Genomic DNA, 20,478 nt, shown 5'->3' with positions numbered 1-20,478 from the left:
GCCTACGTCCGGCTCGTCCCGGCGGCGTCGGCGGTGGCCGCCGCGAGCACACCGCGCACCTGATCGGGCACCGACGGTGCGCCGGGCAGCATGCCGTCGAATATCGCACTGCCGATGGTGAAGCCCCACGCGCCTGCCTCGCGCACGGCCAGCACACGGTCGATGCTCGCGATCGACCCGGCCACGATCACCGTGCCGCGCGAACGCGCGACCACCGCACGGATCAACGCCTCGTGATCGGCGGTCGGATGACGGTACGCCAACAGATCCAGTCCGCTGACATGGTCCATCGCCGTGAGCCTTTCGGCGTCTGACGCGATTTCGTCGATGCTGCCCAGCAGCACGCTCGGATGGTCGACGACCCTTCCTGGGAACGGGCAGTAGCGCACGGTGTCGGGCACGATGTCGGCCCCCTCGGCGGCGTGCGTGCCGCCGAGCACCCAGTCGACGCCTGCCGCGGCCGCCGCACGCAGCGACGCCAACTCCTCCTCCTTACTGGTCGACACCACTTCCAGCATCACCTCGAACCCGGCGTCGTGGGCCAGTGCCGTCAACGCCCGCTGTCGCGGTGCGTCGGCGCCGACATCTTTGAACCCGATGTACCGCAGTCCGGTGTCTGCCAGTTGCGGCACCACATCGGCGGCGTGTTCGACGGTCCTGTCGCCGTGGGTCAGCATGAACACGAAGTTGGACACGGCAGCGCTCCTATCCGGTTGCGTTGGCGGCGTCGGCCACGATCGACCGCGCCGTGTCGTCCGACCACACGCCGAGAAGGTCGGCGAGGTCGGTGATCGAAATCCGTTCCCGCAGCAGATGCGAATTCCGCAACGCCCACCACAACAGCTCGTCGTCGTAGCCGTCGCCGAGGTCCTGCGCCCGGCTGGGCAACCCGCTGGCCCTGCCGATCTCGTCGAACTCCTCCGGCGAGGCCAGCACCAGCGACCGCGAGAACTCGTCCCACTCGGAAATCACCGTCTCGACCGCGGATTGGTGCGCCAGCAACCATTCGCGCTTGGCCGAGTACGCCGTCCAGCATTCCTCGGCGGTCTGCTGGTCGAAGTCGGCGAATGCGCGTGCGACGGCATCGCGGCTTGTCGCCTCGTCGGGAACCTGCACCTTCGCGTCTCCGGAGCGGATCGTGGCGTCCACCAACTGCCAGACCCGCACCGCCAACCTGGTCGCGACCGTGACCTGCATCCCGTGCGCCGCGGCAGGCCTGCCCTGGCGGCCGCGCGCCATCTCCATCAGATGCGACACCGCGTGCTCGGTGCCCGACGCGGGCGCCGTCGACCCGACGATGCCCATCGAAAGGCCGCTGACCGCCAGCAGCCTTGCCAGATCGGCGATTCCGTCAGGTTCGCCGTCGCGTGCCGCGCGGGCCAGCGCGGGCAGGGTCGGGCCCGCCGCGAGCACGTCGTCGACGACGGCCGCGGTGTACGGCGGGCCGTGCCCCAGCCGGGCGGCCAGCCGCCACTCGGCCACCGCGTTGGGCACCGTCGAAAGGTCGCCCACCCCAGCCAGATTCAATTGCCATGGCGCCGCAACCAGAATGTCGGTGTCGGCGACCAGCACGTCGGGCCACCGCGACCGCACGGTGCGCTTGGCACCCGCGATCACCAGCACGCTGCGGTCGGCGATGAAACCGTTGATGCTGCACGCGGTTTGGACCGCGACGTGGTGGTTGCCGGTGCGTTGCGCGGCGACCTTCGCGATGTCGGTGAGCGTCCCCGATCCGACGGAGATCAGCAGCCGGTGTTCGCCCACCTCGCCGACGGCCCGGTCGACGGTCTCCTCGTCGGCCTTCACCGTCCCGGTGCCGAGTTGCACCACGCGGCAGCCGAGGTGGTTCGCGAGCCGATCCACCACCGGCCCGTCCGGTGTGCGGTAGGGTCCGCCGTCGCTGAGGATCAACGGCTCCCTGCCGACGAACCTGTCGATGCTGTCGGCGATTGCGGTGTTCAACACCGACTTTCCGATCCGGACGTCGACCTCGGGCAGCCCGTCGTGACCGGCGGTGCGCAGATCAGCCAGCAGCTTCGCCGGGTCGGGAACAGTGATCATCCCAGCGCCGATTCGACAGCGTCGAACGCGGCCAGGTAGCGCTGGTAGGCCTCCGCGTAGGTCTTGCACGCCTCCGGGTCGGGTTCGATCGCGGTTGGGGCGAGTCGGACAGCGCTCGACGCCGCGGTGAAGTCGGCGAAGAACCCGGTGCCGACGCCGGCGACCATCGCGGCCCCGACCGCGGTGGCCTCCTCGGTCAGCACCCGGCGCACCGGCCTGCCCAGCACGCTGGCTTTGATCATCGCCCACAGGTTGTCGCGCGCACCGCCGCCGACGATGCGGACCTCGCCACGGCCCAGCCCCATCGCGTCGGGGCGTTCGACGATGTCGCGCAACGCGTATGCGCATCCCTCGAGCACCGCCCTGGCGATATGCGCCGGGGTGTGGTTCATCGCAAGGCCGAGCAGCCCACCCCGCATCTTGTCGTTCCACCGCGGCGCCGTCGCCCCGGACAGCGCGGGCAGGAACAGCACCCCTGCACTGGCCGCGGGCGCGGTGCAGGCCAACGGGAAGACGTCGGCCTGCGGCACCCCGAGCAGCCCGGCCAGCCAGAGAGTGCTTCCGCCGCTGACGAATCCGGGATTCTCGATCAGCCAGGCACCGGGCACCGCATGACCGTGCGTCTCGACGAGGCCCAGCGGGTCGCGCACCGGAGCGTCGGACGCCGTGGTCACCGGTTCGGCGGTGCCGGTGACGTCGACGACCACACCGGACTCGATCGCGCCTGCACCCACCGACGCGGCGTGCTCGTCACCGGTGCCGACGACGACCTCGCATGCCGGGGACAGCCCGAAATCCGCAGCCACGTCCGGCAGCAGCGTGCCTGCCACATCGGTGGACCGGCGCACCGGCGCGAACATCGACGAATCCAGACCTGCTGCGGTGCACAGCATTTCGTCGAAGTCACCGCGGCTGACGTCATACACCATGGTCGACGACGCGTTGGCGGCGTCCTGGGCGTGGATACCGGTCAGGTGATGCAGCAGATACGACCCGACGGGCGCCAGCGTCGCCGTGCGCTGCCACACCGAGGGTTCGTGGTCGCGGATCCACATCATCTTCGGTGCGCTGTGTGAGGCGTCGGCGACCAGGCCCGTCCGCTCGGCCAACGCCTCCTCGCCGACCGCGGCCACCAGTTGGTCACACTGCTCGGTGGCCCGCTTGTCCAGCCAGATGATCGCGCCTCGCAGCGGCGCGCCGTCGGCATCGCAGGCGACCACACCGTCGACCTGGCTGCCGAGGCCGATCGCCGTCACCCGCGACGAATCGACCTCGGCCGTCGCCGCGCACACGGCGTCTCGCAGTGCGGTGCAATACCTTTGCGGGTCCTGCTCGGCCCAGCCGTCGTGCGCATGGGTCATGCTCAGGGCGGCCGCGCCGGTGGAGATCACGTCGCCACTCTCGTCGACGAGGACGACCTTGATGCTCTGCGAGCCGACGTCGACTCCCAGGACCAGGGACACGGCACGCCTCAGCTCACGCTGACGTGGACTTCGTGTCGTCGGTCTTGATCTCGGTCGCCGACATCGCGCCGTAGCCCTCCTTGTCGAGATTCACGCCGTACTGCCCGTGCGACAGCGCGAACTCCTCTTCAGGTGAGAGCACCAGCTTGTGCCTGCCCACGATCGCGAAGTAGAGCAGGCCGATCACGAAGTAGACCAGCGTGCCGACCACGCCGGGCCGGTAGTCGGCGTTGAAGAACAGCGAAATCAGTGCGACGAGCGCGATGAATCCCGCGACGGCGGCACCGCCGACGCCCCACGGACTGCGGTACGGCCGTTCGATGTTCGGCAGTTTGCGCCGCAACATGATGAACGACATGCACTGCATGAAGTAGGAGATCACCGCGCCGAACACGGCCATGTACAGCAGCGCACCGACGATCTTGCCGGCGAGCGCATTCTCGCTCTGGCCGAGCAGGTACATCAGCCACACGAGCAGGAACCCGACGATCGCGCCTGCGATCAGCGCGACGTACGGGGTGTGCCGTTTCGGATGGGTGATCGACAACACCTGCGGGAAATAGCCTGCGCGAGAAAGCGAATAGGTGTTGCGCCCGTAGGCGTAGATGATCGTGAAGAAGCTCGCGATCAGCCCGATCAATCCGATGGTGGCCAGCACCGCGGCACCGGTGCCGTCGCCGAACACCGCCTTGAACCCGTCGAACAACGGCGTCGCCGAGGTGCCGATGGCCGCCGCGCCGCCCCCGACACCGGTGTTCAGGAACAGGGTCAGTATCGCAAACAGCACCAGCGTGTTCAGACCCCAGATCGTCGCACGTGGGATGTCGCGCTTCGGATCGTGCGATTCCTCAGCGGCCAGCGGCAGTTCCTCGATCGCCAGATAAAACCAGATCGCGAACGGCAGGGCGGGGAAGATACCCGCGATGCCCTTCGGCAGGAAACTGCTGCCGCCCTCCTCCGGCGGGATGTTGGTCAGCAGGCTGAAGTCGAACTTGCCGGAGAAAAGTACTGCGAGATAGAAGAATCCGAGGATGGCGAGCGCCGACACCGTGATCACCACGGTGAAGCGCATGGTGATCTCTATGCCCATGATGTTGATGCCGACGAAGATGATGTAGAACACCGCGGCCCACAACACGGGGCTGTTCCACCATCCGTCGGTCGCGACGAGCTCGACGACGATGTCGTGGGACAGGAATCCCATCGCACTCACCACCACCGCGGGGGTGATGACGTATTCCATGTTCTCGGCGAGACCGGTGATGAAACCGCCCCACGGCCCCATCGCGGACCGCGAGAACGAGTACGCGCCGCCCGTGTGCGGCAACGCAGGCGACATCTCGGCGATGCTGTAGCACAGGCCGTAATACATCACCGTGATGATCACGCCCGCGATCAGCAGGCCGCCGAAGCCGCCGGCGTCCAGGCCGACATTCCAGCCGTAGAAATCCCCCGAGATCACTGCGCCGACGCCGAGCGCCCACAGCGACCAGAACGCGGCGTGCCTGCGCAGCTTGCGCCGCTCGAAATAACCGTGTTCTGCGTCCCGATAGGTGACCGATCCGACTGCCCGCTTGTTCTCCGCCATGGCGCCCTCCTTGGCAATTTGGCGCAAGTTGTCAGACAACTTGGACAATAATGAGGGCGAATGCGCACGTCAATATCGACAGGGAGACAGTTCGGAAACACCCAAAACGCCAGCTAGTCGACCTGCGATTGCTCTCGTGGGCAAGTTTTACGCGGCCGTCATCTCCAAAGGTAGGACGCCAGACCAATAGCGGCCTATTGTCCCTAGGGAACCTGCTCGCCTCAGATCCCTGAAGGAGAACCGTCGTGCCAGAGGGCCATGAGCATTTGAATGACGACGAGCGGCACCTCGCCAAGCTCGGCTACGTGCAGGAGTTGCAGCGGTCCTGGTCGGGCTTCTCCAACTTCGCCATTTCGTTCTCGATCATCTCGATCCTGGCCGGCTGCTTCACGTCATTCGGACTGGGCTGGAACAACGGCGGCCCCGCCGCGATCGCCTGGGGCTGGCCGCTCATCTCGGTCTTCATCCTGATCATCGGCCTGTGCATGTCCGAGCTCGTTTCGGCCTTCCCGACTTCCGGCGGAATCTATTGGTGGGCAAGCAAACTCGGCGGAGTCAAGGCCGGGTTCTACACCGGCTGGCTGAACCTGATCGGGTTGATCGCGATCCTGGCGTCCGTGGCCTACGGCTGCGCGACGTTTTTGGACCTCACGTTGGGCACGTTCAGCGAGACCTGGCTGGCCGGCTACAGCCTGCGGCGCACGTTCCTGCTGTTCGTGGTGATCCTGGCGATCTCCGCGCTGATCAACATCTTCTCCAGCCACCTGCTGGCCATCATCAACAACATCTCGGTGTGGTGGCACGTCGCGGGCGCGGCGGTGGTGATCGCGCTGCTGTGGGCGTTGCCCCCGCAACACGCCAGCTTCGGTGATGTGTTCGCCAAGACCATCAACAACAGCGGCATGTTCGGCGGCTCGACGTCCGGGTGGGGTTTCCTGCTGTTCGTGCTGCCGATCGCGGCGATTCTGACGCAGTACACGATCACCGGCTACGACGCGTCCGCGCACCTGTCCGAGGAGACCAAGAGCGCGGCGAATGCGGCGGCCAAGGGCATCTGGCAGTCGATCTTCTACTCGGCGATCGGCGGCTGGATCCTGTTGCTGTCCTTCCTATTCGCGGTGCAGGACGCCGACGGCGTGTCCAAGGGCGGCGGCGCCGTGGTGACGATCTTCACCCAGGCGATGAGTTCCAAGTGGGTGGCACTGATCCTGCTCATCTCCACGGCGGGCCAGTTCTTCTGCACCACCGCGTGCCAGACCAGCGCGTCGCGGATGTTGTTCGCGTTCAGCCGCGACCGCGCGGTGCCCGGCCATCAGCTGTGGTCAGCGGTCAACAAAAACAGGGTGCCCGCCAACGGCGTGATCGTGACCGCGGTGCTCGCGGCCGTCATCACCCTGCCCGCCCTGGTCGAGGTCGACATCAACGGCGCCCCCGTCCCGGTCGCGTTCTTCGCGGTGGTGTCCATCGGCGTGGTCGGGCTCTACCTCTGCTTCGCGGTGCCGATCTATTACCGGTGGAAGGCGGGCGACTCGTTCGAGCAGGGCAGCTGGAACCTGGGCAGGCACTGGAAGTGGATGGCGCCGGTTGCGATCATCGAGATCCTGATCACCTCCGTGGTCGCGATGTTCCCCACCTCATCCGGCGGTGTGCCCTGGGGTGACGCGTTCGAATGGAAGTTCGTCAACTACACCCCGCTGCTGGTCGGCGGTGTGCTGATCCTGCTGTGGATCTACTGGCACGCCTCGGTGAAGAACTGGTTCACCGGGCCGATCAAGCAGGTCGACGAAACCGGCGACGAATTGGAAGGCGTCTCCTAGCCGATTCACAGGCGCACGTTTAGCCCCACCGGGAACGGGGTAGGTTGGGCTGAGTGTGTGGTGCCACCGGCGAAGTGCGTCTTGATGGCTTGACACCGGACGTCAGCGCGGTCTCGGCCATGGCCGAGGCGATGACGGCACGGGGTCCCGACGCGGCAGGCGTGTGGTCGCAGGGCCGAGTGGCCCTCGGCCATCGACGCCTGAAGATCATCGACCTGTCCGAAGCGGGCGCGCAGCCCATGGTCGACTCCGACCTGGGGCTGGCCGTCGCGTGGAACGGCTGCATCTACAACTACCAGCAGCTGCGGCGCGAGCTGACCGACCACGGTTACCGGTTCTTCTCGCACAGTGACACCGAGGTGCTGCTCAAGGCCTACCACCACTGGGGTGACCGGTTCGTCGACCGCCTCTACGGCATGTTCGCGTTCGCGATCGTCGAGCGCGACAGCGGCCGGGTGCTGCTGGGGCGCGACCGGCTCGGCATCAAGCCCCTGTATCTGACCCAGGACGCCAAGCGCATCCGGTTCGCGTCCGCACTGCCCGCGCTGGTGGCCGGCGGTGATGTCGACACCCGCATCGACCCGGTCGCGCTGCACCACTACATGACGTTCCACTCGGTCGTGCCGGCACCGCGCACCATCCTGCGCGGGGTGACCAAGGTGCCGCCCGCGACGCTGGTGGCGATCGAGCCCGATGGCCGCTGCACCACCACTACCTACTGGGAACCCGACTTCAGCAGGCGCGACGACCGTGCCGACTGGTCCGAACGTGACTGGGAAGATGCGGTTCTGGAATCGCTGCGGGTGGCCGTGGACCGTCGCCTGGTGGCCGATGTGCCCGTGGGCTGCCTGCTGTCGGGCGGCGTGGACTCCAGCCTGATCGTCGGGTTGCTGGCGGAGGCGGGCCAGCACGGCCTGGCGACGTTCTCGATCGGGTTCGAATCCGTCGGCGGCGTGCAGGGCGACGAGTTCAAGTACTCCGACATCATCGCCGAGCGGTTCGACACCGATCATCACCAGATCCGAATCGGCACCGACCGGATGTTGCCTGCGCTCGACGGGGCCATCGGCGCGATGAGCGAACCGATGGTCAGCCACGACTGCGTGGCGTTCTACCTGCTCAGCCAGGAAGTCGCCAAGCACGTCAAGGTCGTCCAGTCCGGGCAGGGCGCCGACGAGGTGTTCGCCGGCTACCACTGGTATCCCCCGATGGCACACGCCACCTCGGTGCCGGAGTCGGTGGCCAGCTACCGCGCGGCGTTCTTCGACCGCGACCGGTCGGGCTACGAGAAGATCGTGGCGCCAAGCTATCTGACTGAGGCGATACGTCGCCGACCAGACGGCACCTACGGCGATCCCAGCGAGGAGTTCGTCACCGAACACTTCGCGCGGGCGGGCGCGGCGACCGGTGTCGACCGGGCGCTGCGACTGGACACCACTGTGATGCTGGTCGACGACCCGGTCAAGCGTGTCGACAACATGACCATGGCGTGGGGACTCGAAGGCAGGGTGCCGTTCCTCGACCACGAACTCGTCGAACTGGCCGCCACCTGCCCGCCCGAACTGAAGACCGCGCACGACGGCAAGGGCGTGCTGAAACAGGCTGCGCGCAAGGTGATTCCGGCCGACGTGATCGACCGACCGAAGGGCTACTTCCCGGTGCCTGCGCTGACGCACCTGGAGGGCCCGTACCTGGATCTGGTCCGTGACGCGCTGTACGCGCCCGCCGCCAAGGAGCGCGGCCTATTCCGTCCCGAGGCCGTCGAGCGCCTGCTCGCCGACCCCAACGGCAGGCTGACCCCGTTGCGCGGTAACGAGTTGTGGCAGATCGCGCTGCTGGAACTGTGGTTGCAGCGGCACGGCATCACGGGGGCAGCAGCATGACCGCGCTGGATCCCAACCATTCCGAAGCCATCACCCTCGGGTTGCACGACGCGTCGCCGCAGCACATGGTCGACGCGATGGCAGACGATGTCGTCGTCGAATTGGGTTGGGGCCGTCTGGTTTTCGGTCAGACCTTCGCCGACCCGGAGAAACTCGCCGAGGTGCTGCGGCAGGAGGGCCGCGGCAGGCGCGACATCTGCATGTACGCCCGCGAACCGCAGGTGCTCGTCGCGCTGGCCCCCGCCGAACTGTTCATCGACCCGAGCCACACCTACCGGCTGCGGTTCACCGAAGAGCAGCAACCGGTTTCGCCCACCGGGTTCACGGTGCGCAGCCTCGAGCGTGCCGAGGACGCCGACGCGATGAACCGCGTATACCTGCGCTGCGGAATGGTGTCGGCGCCCGTCGACGTCATCTGGGACAACCACCTGCACCGCGATGCGGTCGACTATCTGGTCGCCGTCCGCGACGACGACGGCACTATCGTCGGTACCGTCACCGGCGTCGACCACAAGCGGTTGTTCTCCGACCCGGAGAACGGTTCGAGCCTGTGGACGCTGGCCGTCGACCCCACGTCGAGCCTGCCCGGCGTCGGCGCGGCGCTGACCGGCGCGCTGGCTGAGATCTACCGCGACCGCGGCCGCGCCTACATGGATCTGTCGGTGGCACATGACAATACCGCTGCGATCTCGCTCTACGAGAAGCTCGGATTCACCCGCGTGCCCGTGATGGCGGTCAAGCGTAAGAACGCGATCAACGAGCCGCTGTTCACACATCCGCCGGAGACCGTCGACGACCTCAACCCGTACGCCCGCATCATCGCCGACGAGGCCATGCGCCGCGGCATCTGGGTCGAGGTGCTCGACGCGGAGGCCGGTGAGATGCGGCTGACGCACGGCGGCCGCAGCGTGGTGACGCGAGAGTCGTTGTCGGAGTTCACCTCCGCGGTGGCGATGGCGCGTTGTGACGACAAACGGCTGACCCGTCGCCTGGTCGCCGAGGCTGGCATCGCCGTTGCCAAGGGCAGGCTGGCCACCTTTGACGAGGAGGATTACGTGTTCCTCGAGGAGGTGGGCGACGTCGTGGTCAAGCCCACCCGCGGTGAGCAGGGCAAGGGCATCACCGTCGGCATCGACGGCCGTGCGGAACTCGACGCGGCGCTGGCACGCGCACGTGAACAACATCCCGACGTGCTGATCGAGCAGCGCGCGCTGGGCGACGATCTGCGGTTGGTGGTGATCGACCACAAGGTGGTCGCCGCGGCGCTGCGTCGGCCGGCCGAAGTGATCGGCACCGGGCATCACACCGTGCGCGAGTTGATCGAGGCGCAGAGCAGGCGCCGCGCCGCGGCCACCGGCGGCGAGTCCCGCATCCCGCTGGACGAGGTGACCGAGGCGACGGTGGCCGAAGCGGGCTGGTCGTTTTCCGACGTGCTGCCGGAAGGCACCCGGTTGCGTGTTCGGCGCACCGCGAACCTGCATCAGGGCGGCACCATCCACGACGTCACCGCGGAGGTGAACCCCGAGCTGTGCGCGGTCGCGGTGACCGCCGCGGAGGCCATCGGGATACCGGTGACCGGCATCGACCTGCTCGTGCCCGACGTCACCGGCGCCGAGTACGTGTTCATCGAGGCCAACGAGCGGCCGGGCCTGGCCAACCACGAGCCGCAGCCGACCGCGCAGGCGTTCATCGACTTCCTGTTCCCGCAGAGTCCGGCGTTGCCGCAGGCGTGGACGCCGGATCAGCCGCAGCAGTAGCCGGCTACCAGACGCTGGTGCGCATCACGATCTCGGCGGCCAGCTGCGCCGTGGACTCCTGCGCGTTGCGCCTGCCGAGCAGGTCGACGAGCCGGAAGTCGCCGTACACATAGCGCTGGCTGGCCTTCGCGACGGCCCGCGCGGCGGGCGTGCTGACCAGCGCGGTGGTGTTCATCTCGACCGGCGGGCAGTGCTCGTCGCGGATCACCCCGGTGGGGTCGGCGACGCGCGGATGTCCTCGGTCGATCACCACCAGCCCGATGAACCGGTCCAGCCGGGTGGCGGCCAGCTCCCACGCCAGCTCGCCGCCAATGCGGTCGCCGACCAGCAGCGCCCACCGGACGTCGAGGGCGTCGAGGATGCCGACCACCGACTTGGCGGTCAGCCGCGGATCCGGGCCGATCACAACGGTCCGCAGCGATGCGGTGTGCAGTCGCTGACACACCGCGTCATAGGCCGACGGCGCGTGATGCGCGGCGCCGAGAACCACCACGACGGACCCCTTGTCCGGGCCTGCGACGTCGATCGGCACCCCGAAGCCGTCGACGGTGACCATGGTGGAGGGCATTGGGCCACGCTACAGCGACAGGACCGCCCAGCGGGCCGATTTTCGCCCTGTTAGCTGGCCTCGGCGCGCTCGGCCTGTTTCGCCGTGATCTCCAGAAACGTCTGCGGCAGCGCGGCTTTGACGGCGATCGACGGGTTCGGTGTGGGGAACGCGACGCCGAACACGCCCATCCGCCCGATGTTTTCGAACGAGAAGTACGCGCTGGTGGATTCGTCGCCCAGCCGCATGGTCTGCTCGTAGACCAGCGCATCGTGGCGCGGGGTGTCCAGCCGCAGTGTGGTCATCGGGATGCCGGGCATCGCGGTGTCGAAGAAAGTCTGGAAGTGCGCGCAGCGCTCCGCGGTGGCGGCCAGCCGGTCGAGGTCCAGCGGCCACGTCAACACCGTCATCACGATCCGCGCCCCGTCGTAGCCGACCACGTACTCGGCCGCGCTGCCCGGCCCGCGTTCGGCCGAGTCGGCGATGGCGCGGGTGAGCCCGTCCGAGCAACCTTCGGGATTCGACAGCATGGCGGGCGGCCCGCCTGCGCCGTCGGGCTGCCCCGCCGGACGGATGATGCGGTCGAACTGGACGCCGGGCGGGAAATCCGCCGCGGTCAGCACCACCTTCTCCAGCCGGGCGCCGGGCCATGTCGCCGTCCCGGTGACGGTGTGCCCGCAGCCGGTCAGCACGGCGCCGAGCAGCAGCGCCAACACCGCTGCCGCGTGCCGCCTGGTCATACGGCCAGGCTACCGGCGCTAACGACAGCTGTACCCGCCGTCGACCGGCAGGCAGGCGCCGGTGATCATCGAGGCGTCGTCGCTGAGCAGGAAGCAGATCGGCGCAGCGATCTCGTCTTCGGTGGCCCATCGGCCCAGCGGCATCTGCGCCAAGAACGGTGGTCCGACGTCTGCACGCCCCCAGTACGACGCCGACATGTCGGTCATCACCACGGTGGGGTTGACGGAGTTGACGCGGATGCGGTGTTTGCCCAACTCCAGGGCAGCCACCCGGGTGATGTTGTCCAGCGCCGCCTTCGACGAGCCGTACGAGACGTGGCCCGGCAACGCCACCAGGCCGGCCTGGCTGGACACGTTCACGATCGACCCGCCTGCGCCGCGCGCGATCATCCCCGGCGTCGCGTGCTTGATCACCAGCAGGCTGCCGCGCGCGTTGATCGCGATCACCTTGTCGAACACCACGATATCGGTGTCCTGCGGGGTGGCGATCTCACCGCCGAAACCGCCGCAGTTCACCACGCCCCACAACTGCAGGCCCGATACCGCGGCCCGGATCTCGTCCTCACTCGTCAGGTCGAACACCACCGGCAGGGCACCCGTCTCGGCGGCCAGCACGGTCAGCTTCGCCTCGTCGCGTCCTGCGGCGTACACCGTCGCGCCGCGACCGGTGAGCCTGCGCACCGTCGCGGCGCCGATGCCGCCGCTGGCGCCGGTGACCAGCACCGCACGGCCGGTCATATCAGCCACGCCTCATCATCACACGGTGTCGGATAGCCTGCCTCCGTGGCGAGCCAAGTGAGCTTCGACGTCGACGGGCTTCTCCTCGACTGCGACGGCGTGCTGGTCGACTCGCACGACGCCGCGGCGGTCGCCTGGAACCAGTGGGCCACCCGCTGGGCGCCAGGGTTCGACTTCCATCGTGACATCGAGCACGGCCGGCGCATCAACGACCTCGTCGCCGAATTGATCGGCGACGCAAGTGAAGTCGCCAAGGCGGCAGCCGAACTCAAGCAGCTGGAACTGGACACCGCCACCGACGTCCGCGCGATCCCAGGTGCGCGTGAGCTACTAGCCTCGTGCCCCGGCGGGCGTTGGGCCGTCGTCACGTCGGGCAATCGCGCACTGGCCACCGCCCGGATGGCCTCGGCGGAACTTCCGACCGCCGCCGTGTTGATCACCGGTGAGGACGTCAACAAGGGCAAGCCGTTCCCCGACCCGTATCTCGCCGCCGCGCAGCGCCTGCGGATCGCTCCCGCGCGATGCGCGGTCGTCGAGGACGCACCCGCCGGCATCGCTTCGGCGCGGAGCGCGGGCGTGCCCACCGTTATCGGTGTCGGGTCCGCCGCGGTGGAAGCGCCCGTGACGCTCGCGGTCGCCGACCTGCGCGGCGTCCGCTTCGACGGCACCCGGCTTCACGTCGCCGCCGACGGCCTGCTGTCCGGGCCGACGGGTAATTTCTGAAGTCATGGATGTCCCAGAGCGGATGCGCCGCGTAGTCGTCTCGGCGGATTCCATCGACGTCGTCGACTCCCCGACACCAAGCCCGCTGCCCGCCGAGGTGCTCGTGCGCTCGGTGGTCTCGGGGGTGTGCGGCTCCGACACCCACGCCGCACACGGCCGCCACCCGTTCATCGCGTTGCCTTACCACCCGGGTCACGAAGTCGTCGGCGTGGTCGCCGCACGCGGTGAGGACGTCGACAGCGTCAACGTCGGGGCGCGGGTGACCGTCGAGCCCGACCTGCCGTGCTGGGCGTGCAAGCAGTGCCGCAACGGCGCCGAGAACCTCTGCGAGAACCTGCGTTTCTTCGGGTGCGGGTACGAGCAGGGCGGCATGGCCGACTTCTTCACCATCCCTGCCGACCGCGTCCACGTCATCCCCGACAGCCTCGACTACCGGGCCGCCGCGCTGATCGAACCGTTGTCCACGCCGGTGCACGCCGTGCGGATCGCGGGCGACGTGCGCGACAAAGCCGTCGTCATCCTCGGGGCAGGCACCATCGGTCTGCTAGTGCTGGCCGTCGTACGCGCACACGGCGCCAGACGCGTCGTGATCACCGATCCGCTGCCGTCGAAGCGAGACCGCGCGACGCGTCTCGGCGCCGACGTCGCGCTCGACGCGGCGGCCGCCGACGTCGTGACACAGGCCCGCTACGCCCTCGGCGAAAGTGCAGACGTGGTGTTCGACTGCGTCGCGGTCGCGTCCACAGTGCGCGCCGCCGTCGAAATGGCGAGCAAGGGCGGCACCGTCGTGATCGTCGGTGTGCCGACCGGCGACGTCGCGATCCCACTGGCGATCGTTCAGGATCACCAGATCCGCATCCAGGGCAGCGCCACCTACCTACCACGGGATTACGCCGAGTCGATCCGCCTGCTCGCCGGGGGCGCGGTGAACGTCGACGAGATCGTCACCGCCCAGGTGCCGCTGGCCAGTGCCGCGGAGGCATATGCGTTGTCGTCCAGCGGCGAACACGTCAAAGTGCTTGTCGGCGTTGATGATACGCAGCTCGGGCGGCCCGCCGTCAGCTGAGTGGCGTGTGCGCCTGCGCCTGCGCGATCGACACGGTTCGGTGCGGGTCGGGCACACCGAGCAGCGTGCCCTCGTGTTCGACGGCGGTGGCGCCGAAGCGAAGCGCGTTGGCAAACGCGTCCTCGCTCGACGCCCCGGCGTGCGCGGCGGCCAGCCAGCCGGCCAACAACGCGTCGCCCGCACCGACGGTGTTGACGACCCGCCGCACGGGTGCGGTGCCGTGCAGCGGGCGGGGCAGGTCCGCGTCGACCAGCAGCGCCCCGTCCGCCCCGAGGCTGACAAGGACGGTCCGCACGCCGCGCGCATGCAGCGCGCGGGCCGCGTCGACCGCTTCGCCGAGCGTGCGCAGCGTTCGATGCGTCACCTCGGCGAGTTCCTCGGCGTTCGGTTTCACCAGATCCGGCAATCCGCCACCTGCGTGCGCCAGCACCTGTGCCAGCGGCGGACCGGAGCAGTCGAGCGCGACTCGTCGGCCTGCTGCCCTGGCCGCCGCGATCGCGGTGGCGAGCCGCTGCACAGTGAAGCCGTCGGGAAGGCTGCCTGCCCACACCACCCAGTCCCCCGGTGTCGCCAATGACGTCGTGCACAACGCTTCGGCCTCGGCGTCGGACAGCCGCGGACCCGGCTCGTTTACCTTGGTGGTCCGCCCGTCGGCTTCCACCAGGGTGACGTTCGAGCGCAACGACCCGGCGATCGGCACGTCGAGGTGGTCGAGGCCGAGACCGTCGAGCAGCGTGACGATCTCGTCGCCCGCGCTGCCGCCGACCGGAAGCACCGCGCGCACCGGCACGCCGGCGCCGTGCAGGGCGAGTGCGACGTTGACGCCCTTGCCGCTGGGTTCCAGCATCGTCGAAGCGGCGCGGTTGACCTGTCCGGGCTGCAACCGCGACAGATGCAGGGTCCGGTCCAGACTCGGATTGGCGGTGACGGTGGTGATCATCGGGCCACCTCGACCGTCACCTCGAGGCGCAGCAGTCGCTCGCGATGCACGGCGTCGAGGGCCGCGTCGGTCACCAGGACGTCGACGTCGTCGAGATCGGCGTGCTTGGCGAGGCTTTCGCGGCCGAATTTGCTTGAGTCGACCAGAAATACGCGTTGTCGGGCGGCGGCGAGCATCGCGCGCTTGATCAAAGCCTCGTCGGCGTCCGGCGTGGTGAGCCCGCGCTCCAATGACAGCGCGTTGGTGCCAAGGAACGCGACGTCGACGTTGATGTCGCCGAGAGCCGCTATGGTCAGTGGTCCGACAGCGGCCCCGGTCTGCGGCCGCAACCGTCCGCCGAGGCTGACGACGGCGATGCCGCGCTGCAGTAGGACCGACGCCAGCGGAAGCGCGTTCGTGTAGACGGCGAGGTCGCGGTCGGCGGGCAGGATCTCCGCGAGCCGCAGCGTGGTCGACCCGGCGTCGAGCAGAAGTGAGCCACCGTCGGGCACCAGACGCAGTGCGTGTTTCGCGATCGCCGACTTCTGCGTGGCGTTCTCGGTGCGGGTGCCGACGGCAGGTTCTTCGCTGTGGCGGCGGTGGGGAACGGCACCACCATGCACCCGACGCAGCAGCCCGCGGGCTTCGAGCAGAGCCAAGTCCTTCCTGACGCTCTCGGCGCTGACGTTGAAACGCCGTGCCAGCTCGGAACTTTCGACGCGCCGCTCGGCGGCGAGCATCCGCAGCACCTCGGCGTGCCGTTCGTCGGCGAACCACGTCCGTCCGGGCGGGGTCACGGCGCGCCCAGATGGTCGTCGCGTTCGATCGCGCCCACGGCCCGTGCGGCGAGCGTCGCGGCGCCCAGTGTGCCGGCTTCGTCGAGGCTCGACACCTCGAGCGCGGGCCAGCGGGCGCGCTTGGCGCGCATGACTTCTGCGCTGTGCCGCCACCCGCCGGTGACGACGACACGCACCGCGGACCCGACGACGTCGTCCATGGCGCGGTGCAGCGCCAGCGCCTCGTCCGCGGCGGCGGCGACGACCGCCTTCCACACCTCGCCCGGCCCTACTCCGCCCGCGATCCCGCCGAGGGTCAGCGCCTCGGCGCCAAGGCCGCCGACGACAACCCTCCCGAGCGGAGCGTGTTCGGCGTCGGCGTCCAGTGCCGCCAGGCCGTCGACGGGCGTACCGAGCAACTCCAGCGCGCGGTTCTGCGCCAACCCGCCCTCCGTGCCGCCGAGCAACGTCCAGTGATCGGGTTCGATGCTCGGGTCGGTGGTGATGCCGGCGGCGGCGAGGCGAGCCGCATCGGCTCGGCTTGGTGGGTGAGAAATGGTGCGCACCAACGCTTCTGCGGTGCCCGACGAATCGAGTTCGTGGCCAGGACCGGTCGCGCGCGCGCCGAGCGCGGACGCCTGGTGGTCGTGGCCCGCGAGGGTGAGCACGGCGCCGCGCAGTAACGGGGTCACCTCGTCGGTCGTGACGCTGCCGACCGGCTCACCCGCCGCGACGAGCGGCGGCATCAGCGCGCGGGTGGCCCAGGACCACGCGAGCGCGTCGTCCCACCAGTCGCGGGCGGCGACGTCGAGCCAGCCGGTGCGTCCGGCCAGCGACAACTCGATGACGGCGTCGCCGCCGAGGCGGCGCACGACCCAGCCGGCGATGTCGAATCGTCTCGTCGCGGTGCGCGCGGACGGCTCGTGTTCGAGCAGCCAACGGTGCTTGGTCAACGAAAACTGCCCGCGCGCAGGCTTTCCCGCGATACCGCCGAAGGCCTGTGCCCCGATCTGCGCGACGAGGTCGGCGACCTGCTCGCCGTCGCGGTCGTCATGCCAGGCGATCACCGGGGCCAGCGGCCGCTCACGCGCGTCCGTGAGGACGCCGGACTCACCCATGCTCGTGATGCCGACGGCGGCCACCGGCACCTGCGCGGCCGTCGCTGCGTCACACAGCGCGGTCAGCGCGCTGCGCCACAGCACCTCGGCATCGGTTTGGGTGCCGTGCGGGCCGACGTCCCACTGCGTCGCCGCACGTCCGGCGCCCAGCACCGCGCCATCGTCGCTGTACACCACCGCCTTGACCGCCGTGGTGCCGACGTCGAGACCGGCGAAGGCTGTCATGACGCTCCGATCGTCGGTGACATTGCGGTGTTGGATTTGCATGGATATGGTTGCGTCTGATTGGAGAACCGTCAAGTAGGAGCGCCATGCCGCTGGCCCGCACTGCCGCCCTCGTCGACGGCGCCCGCTCGCGGGGGATCGGCGTCGCCGCCTTCAACGTGATCACACTCGAACACGCGGAGGGCATCATCGCCGGTGCCGAGCGAGGCGGTGAACCGGTGATCCTGCAAGTCAGCGAGAACACCGTGAAGTTCCACGGCAACCGCGTCGCACCGTTGGCGGCGGCGTTGGCCGCGTTGGCCGGCGAAGCCGCCGTGCCGGTCGGCCTGCACCTCGACCATGTCGAGTCCGCCGCCCTGTGGCAGGACGCCCCACGAACCGGGTTCTCGTCGGTGATGGTCGACGCCGGCGCGCTTTCCTACGACCGCAACGTCGCGATCACCGCCGAGGCCACCCACCGGCTGCACGGAGACGGCCTCGCGGTGGAAGCCGAACTCGGCTACGTCGGCGGCAAGAGCACTCAGGTCAGCAGCGCGCACGCACCCGGCATACGCACCGACCCGCAGCAGGCGGTCGACTTCGTCGCCGCCACCCAGGTGGACGCGCTCGCCGTCGCGGTCGGCAGTTCACACGCGATGACCGACCAGACGGCGACGCTGGACCTCGAGTTGATCGCGGTGCTGCGCGACGCCCTGTCGATTCCGCTTGTGCTGCACGGCTCCTCGGGTGTTCCCGACGACACGCTGCGCGCGGCAGTGCGAGCCGGCATCGTCAAGGTCAATATCGGCACCGCGCTCAACGTCGCGTACACCGGCGGATTGCGGGCGGCGCTGGCCGACGGAGTCGATCCGCGTAAGCCGCTGCGTGCCGCCCGCGATGCTGTCGCCGATGTGGTTTCACATCTGCTCGACGTCGTCACCGCCGCTTAGCAGTTGGACTTGTACGCCGCTGAACCGCCTTCGCCGTCGAGATTCTCCCGCGTGATGATCGTGAAGCCGGTCTGCACCTTCTTGGTGTTCTTGCCGCCCTCCAGCGCCGTCACCGCCTCGTCGACGCCGAATTTGCCGATGAGCCCGGGATCCTGCGCGACGAGCGCCTGCACAGTGCCCTCTCGCAGGGCCTGCATCTGATTAGGCCCGGCATCGAATCCGACCACCTGCACCTGGCCGCTCTTACCCGCCTGCCGCACGCCGGTTGCCGAGCCCTCGGCCGAGAAGAGGTTGGTGGCGAAGACGCCCACGAGGTCGGGATCCTTCTGCAACTGAGCGCCGATCAACTGCGCGGCGGTCGCCGGATCGTTGTGGCTGTACTGCACGCCGACATATTGAAACTTGCTGTCAGCCTTGACCGCGTCCTCGAATCCCTTGGCGCGGGCGTCGGTCGTCGAGACCCCGGGATCGATGTTCATCACCATCACCTTGCCGCCCTCCGGGCGCAACTTCTTGATCGCCTCGAAAGCCGCTCGGCCGCCGCCCTCGTTGTCGCTGGCGATCTCGGACACCGCATACGACGGGTCGGTGGTGGTGGTGTCGACGAGTACCACCTTGACGCCGGCGGCGGCCGCCTGCTGCAGCGGCTGTTGCATGGCCTGCACGTCGGTGGGTGCGACCAGTAGCGCGTCCGGCTTTGCGGCCACGATCGAGTCGAGAATCGGCTTCTGCAACGTCGGGTCGAACTTCTGGGGGCCTTGTGTCGTGACCTTCACACCCAGCTTGGCCGCCTCCTCCTGCGCGCCACACTGCATCGTGATGTAGAACTGGTCGCCGGAAACACCTTGCAGGAGCGCGATGTTGTACTCGCGACCGGCCTTCGCCGGTGCGGTCACGGTGGTCGCCGCCGCCTCTTGCGCGCCGTCGGCTGCCTCGCCCGAATTCGAGGATTCCGGTTTGGACGATGTGCAGGACGACAGCGCGAGGACAACCGCCCCGAATGTTCCTGCGACCACCAACGCTCGCTTTCGGTTCACTGGCGTTCCTTTCGTTGCGTTCTGCGTGTGACGAAACTTCGGGAGCGGGCGCCGCGCATCGCGGCCGCACGCCGGGACTGGTCGACGTACACCGCGGCGATGAGCACCGTGCCGACGGCGACTCCCTGCCAGAACGGCTGCACCCCGATGATCACGAACCCCGACTGCAACACCGCAGGGATGAACAGGCCGACGACCGTGCCGAAGATGCTGCCCTCACCGCCGAAGATCGAGGTGCCGCCGATGACCACCGCCGCGATCACGTTGAGGTTGGTCAGCGACTGCCCGGCGATCGTGGTGGTGCCGAACTGGGCGAGAGTGAGAATCGCGCCGACACCGGCCAACGTGCCCGCCAGCGCGTAGACCAGCACGAGGTGGCGGGTGACCTTGATGCCGGTGCGCCGCGCCGCCTCCTGGTTCGACCCGATTGCGTAGGTGTAGCGGCCGAACCTGGTCTTGTGCAACAAGATTCCGCCGAGCACGACGACCACCAGGGCGACGAACGGCAAGCCCGGGATGCCGAGAATTTTGGTGTAGGCGCTGAAGTCGGTCAGTTCGGTTGGCACCGACCGGATGTCGATGCCGCCGGTGAGGACCTGCGCCAGACCGAGTGCGACCGACAAGGTACCGAGGGTCACGATCAGCGCGGGCACTTTGGCCACGGCGACCAGGATGCCGTTGATGATGCCCCACGCCATACCGCCGACGACGGCAACGACGAGGCCGGCGGCCGCGACGCCGGGTCCAGCCTCGCCCATCGCCTCCATCACCTTCGCCGACACAACGGACGCGAAGACCAGCACCGAGCCGACCGACAGGTCGATGCCCGACGTGATGATCACGAACGTCATGCCGACCCCGAGCACCGCCCACACGGCGACGTTCTGGGAGATCAGCGAGAAGTTGCCGGTGGACAGGAAGCGGTCACCGGCCAGCACGGTGAAAACCAGGCAGATCACGATCAGCACGCCGAGGATCCAGAAGGCCTGTAATCCGGCCACCCGCTTCAGGATTGACTGCTCGCGGTCCGGGTCGTCGGCATCGTTGCGCACGACCGGTTTCTCGACCGTGCTCATTTGCGGTCCGCCTCC

The 20,478-nt window shown here is 68.5% G+C and carries 18 protein-coding genes; 6 read left to right on the top strand and 12 right to left on the bottom strand.

Annotated features, from left to right (window positions below):
- Nucleotides 1-2: 2 nt before the first annotated feature.
- The 4 genes from C1A30_RS17165 to C1A30_RS17150 are packed head-to-tail and all read right to left on the bottom strand — an operon-like array spanning nucleotide 3 to nucleotide 5,112.
- Entirely contained in the window at nucleotides 3-695 is a 693-nt protein-coding gene (locus tag C1A30_RS17165; protein WP_101949398.1) for a 1-(5-phosphoribosyl)-5-((5-phosphoribosylamino)methylideneamino)imidazole-4-carboxamide isomerase, read from the bottom strand.
- 10 nt (nucleotides 696-705) lie between these two features.
- Entirely contained in the window at nucleotides 706-2,061 is a 1,356-nt protein-coding gene (locus tag C1A30_RS17160; protein WP_101949397.1) for an iron-containing alcohol dehydrogenase, read from the bottom strand.
- A complete protein-coding gene (locus tag C1A30_RS17155; protein ID WP_101949396.1) occupies nucleotides 2,058-3,524 on the bottom strand; it encodes an FGGY-family carbohydrate kinase in 1,467 nt (488 codons plus the stop codon). Before C1A30_RS17155 ends, C1A30_RS17160 begins: the two co-directional genes overlap by 4 nt.
- A gap of 13 nt (nucleotides 3,525-3,537) precedes the next feature.
- A complete protein-coding gene (locus tag C1A30_RS17150) occupies nucleotides 3,538-5,112 on the bottom strand; it encodes an amino acid permease (RefSeq protein ID WP_101950270.1) in 1,575 nt (524 codons plus the stop codon).
- 245 nt (nucleotides 5,113-5,357) lie between these two features.
- Here C1A30_RS17150 and C1A30_RS17145 point away from each other — a divergent pair, with 245 nt between their 5' ends.
- The 3 genes from C1A30_RS17145 to ngg are packed head-to-tail and all read left to right on the top strand — an operon-like array spanning nucleotide 5,358 to nucleotide 10,569.
- Nucleotides 5,358-6,929, top strand: a complete 1,572-nt coding sequence (locus C1A30_RS17145; RefSeq protein WP_101949395.1) for an amino acid permease — start codon at nucleotides 5,358-5,360, stop codon at nucleotides 6,927-6,929.
- 53 nt (nucleotides 6,930-6,982) lie between these two features.
- On the top strand, nucleotides 6,983-8,812 hold the full coding sequence (locus C1A30_RS17140) for an N-acetylglutaminylglutamine amidotransferase (protein ID WP_101949394.1): 1,830 nt from the start codon (nucleotides 6,983-6,985) through the stop codon (nucleotides 8,810-8,812).
- The gene (gene ngg, locus C1A30_RS17135) at nucleotides 8,809-10,569 is read left to right on the top strand and encodes an N-acetylglutaminylglutamine synthetase (RefSeq protein WP_101949393.1); all 1,761 of its coding nucleotides are present in this window, start codon (nucleotides 8,809-8,811) and stop codon (nucleotides 10,567-10,569) included. The genes C1A30_RS17140 and ngg overlap by 4 nt, the downstream gene beginning before the upstream one ends.
- 4 nt (nucleotides 10,570-10,573) lie before the next feature.
- Here ngg and C1A30_RS17130 read toward each other — a convergent pair whose 3' ends face one another.
- From C1A30_RS17130 to C1A30_RS17120, 3 genes are read right to left on the bottom strand one after another with little or no spacing between them, the layout of a single operon-like run.
- Nucleotides 10,574-11,137, bottom strand: a complete 564-nt coding sequence (locus C1A30_RS17130) for an alpha/beta fold hydrolase (protein ID WP_101949392.1) — start codon at nucleotides 11,135-11,137, stop codon at nucleotides 10,574-10,576.
- A gap of 50 nt (nucleotides 11,138-11,187) precedes the next feature.
- Nucleotides 11,188-11,856 (bottom strand): hypothetical protein, encoded by a 669-nt coding sequence (locus C1A30_RS17125; RefSeq protein ID WP_101949391.1) that lies wholly within the window; start codon nucleotides 11,854-11,856, stop codon nucleotides 11,188-11,190.
- Nucleotides 11,857-11,874: 18 nt separating this feature from the next.
- Entirely contained in the window at nucleotides 11,875-12,594 is a 720-nt protein-coding gene (locus C1A30_RS17120) for an SDR family oxidoreductase (protein ID WP_101949390.1), read from the bottom strand.
- Between the two features lie 45 nt (nucleotides 12,595-12,639).
- Between C1A30_RS17120 and C1A30_RS17115 the strand changes: the two genes are divergently transcribed.
- Together C1A30_RS17115 and C1A30_RS17110 are read left to right on the top strand one after the other, a co-directional pair.
- Nucleotides 12,640-13,317 carry an HAD-IA family hydrolase gene (locus C1A30_RS17115; RefSeq protein WP_101949389.1) on the top strand — a complete coding sequence of 226 codons (678 nt, stop codon included), beginning with the start codon at nucleotides 12,640-12,642 and terminating at the stop codon, nucleotides 13,315-13,317.
- A 4-nt stretch (nucleotides 13,318-13,321) separates the two neighbouring features.
- Complete coding sequence (locus tag C1A30_RS17110) at nucleotides 13,322-14,383, top strand: zinc-binding dehydrogenase (RefSeq protein WP_235009952.1); 1,062 nt, start codon at nucleotides 13,322-13,324, stop codon at nucleotides 14,381-14,383.
- Here the strand turns inward: C1A30_RS17110 and C1A30_RS17105 are convergent.
- The 3 genes from C1A30_RS17105 to C1A30_RS17095 are packed head-to-tail and all read right to left on the bottom strand — an operon-like array spanning nucleotide 14,376 to nucleotide 17,421.
- A complete protein-coding gene (locus C1A30_RS17105) occupies nucleotides 14,376-15,323 on the bottom strand; it encodes a 1-phosphofructokinase family hexose kinase (protein WP_101949387.1) in 948 nt (315 codons plus the stop codon). The genes C1A30_RS17110 and C1A30_RS17105 overlap by 8 nt on opposite strands.
- Nucleotides 15,320-16,099 (bottom strand): DeoR/GlpR family DNA-binding transcription regulator, encoded by a 780-nt coding sequence (locus tag C1A30_RS17100; protein WP_235009950.1) that lies wholly within the window; start codon nucleotides 16,097-16,099, stop codon nucleotides 15,320-15,322. Before C1A30_RS17100 ends, C1A30_RS17105 begins: the two co-directional genes overlap by 4 nt.
- Nucleotides 16,096-17,421, bottom strand: a complete 1,326-nt coding sequence (locus tag C1A30_RS17095; RefSeq protein ID WP_101950269.1) for an L-fuculokinase — start codon at nucleotides 17,419-17,421, stop codon at nucleotides 16,096-16,098. Before C1A30_RS17095 ends, C1A30_RS17100 begins: the two co-directional genes overlap by 4 nt.
- An 86-nt stretch (nucleotides 17,422-17,507) precedes the next feature.
- Here C1A30_RS17095 and C1A30_RS17090 point away from each other — a divergent pair, with 86 nt between their 5' ends.
- A complete protein-coding gene (locus C1A30_RS17090) occupies nucleotides 17,508-18,350 on the top strand; it encodes a class II fructose-bisphosphate aldolase (RefSeq protein WP_101949386.1) in 843 nt (280 codons plus the stop codon).
- Here the strand turns inward: C1A30_RS17090 and C1A30_RS17085 are convergent.
- Together C1A30_RS17085 and C1A30_RS17080 are read right to left on the bottom strand one after the other, a co-directional pair.
- Complete coding sequence (locus tag C1A30_RS17085) at nucleotides 18,347-19,387, bottom strand: ABC transporter substrate-binding protein (RefSeq protein WP_101949385.1); 1,041 nt, start codon at nucleotides 19,385-19,387, stop codon at nucleotides 18,347-18,349. The two genes, C1A30_RS17090 and C1A30_RS17085, sit on opposite strands and share 4 nt — an antisense overlap.
- Nucleotides 19,384-20,463, bottom strand: coding sequence for an ABC transporter permease (locus tag C1A30_RS17080; RefSeq protein WP_101949384.1), 1,080 nt, complete (start codon nucleotides 20,461-20,463; stop codon nucleotides 19,384-19,386). The genes C1A30_RS17085 and C1A30_RS17080 overlap by 4 nt, the downstream gene beginning before the upstream one ends.
- Nucleotides 20,464-20,478 lie beyond the last annotated feature (15 nt).

This window comes from Mycobacterium sp. 3519A (genome assembly GCF_900240945.1).
GTDB lineage: Bacteria > Actinomycetota > Actinomycetes > Mycobacteriales > Mycobacteriaceae > Mycobacterium.
Note: the sequence above shows the minus strand (reverse complement) of the source record. Positions and strands in the feature narration are given on the sequence as shown.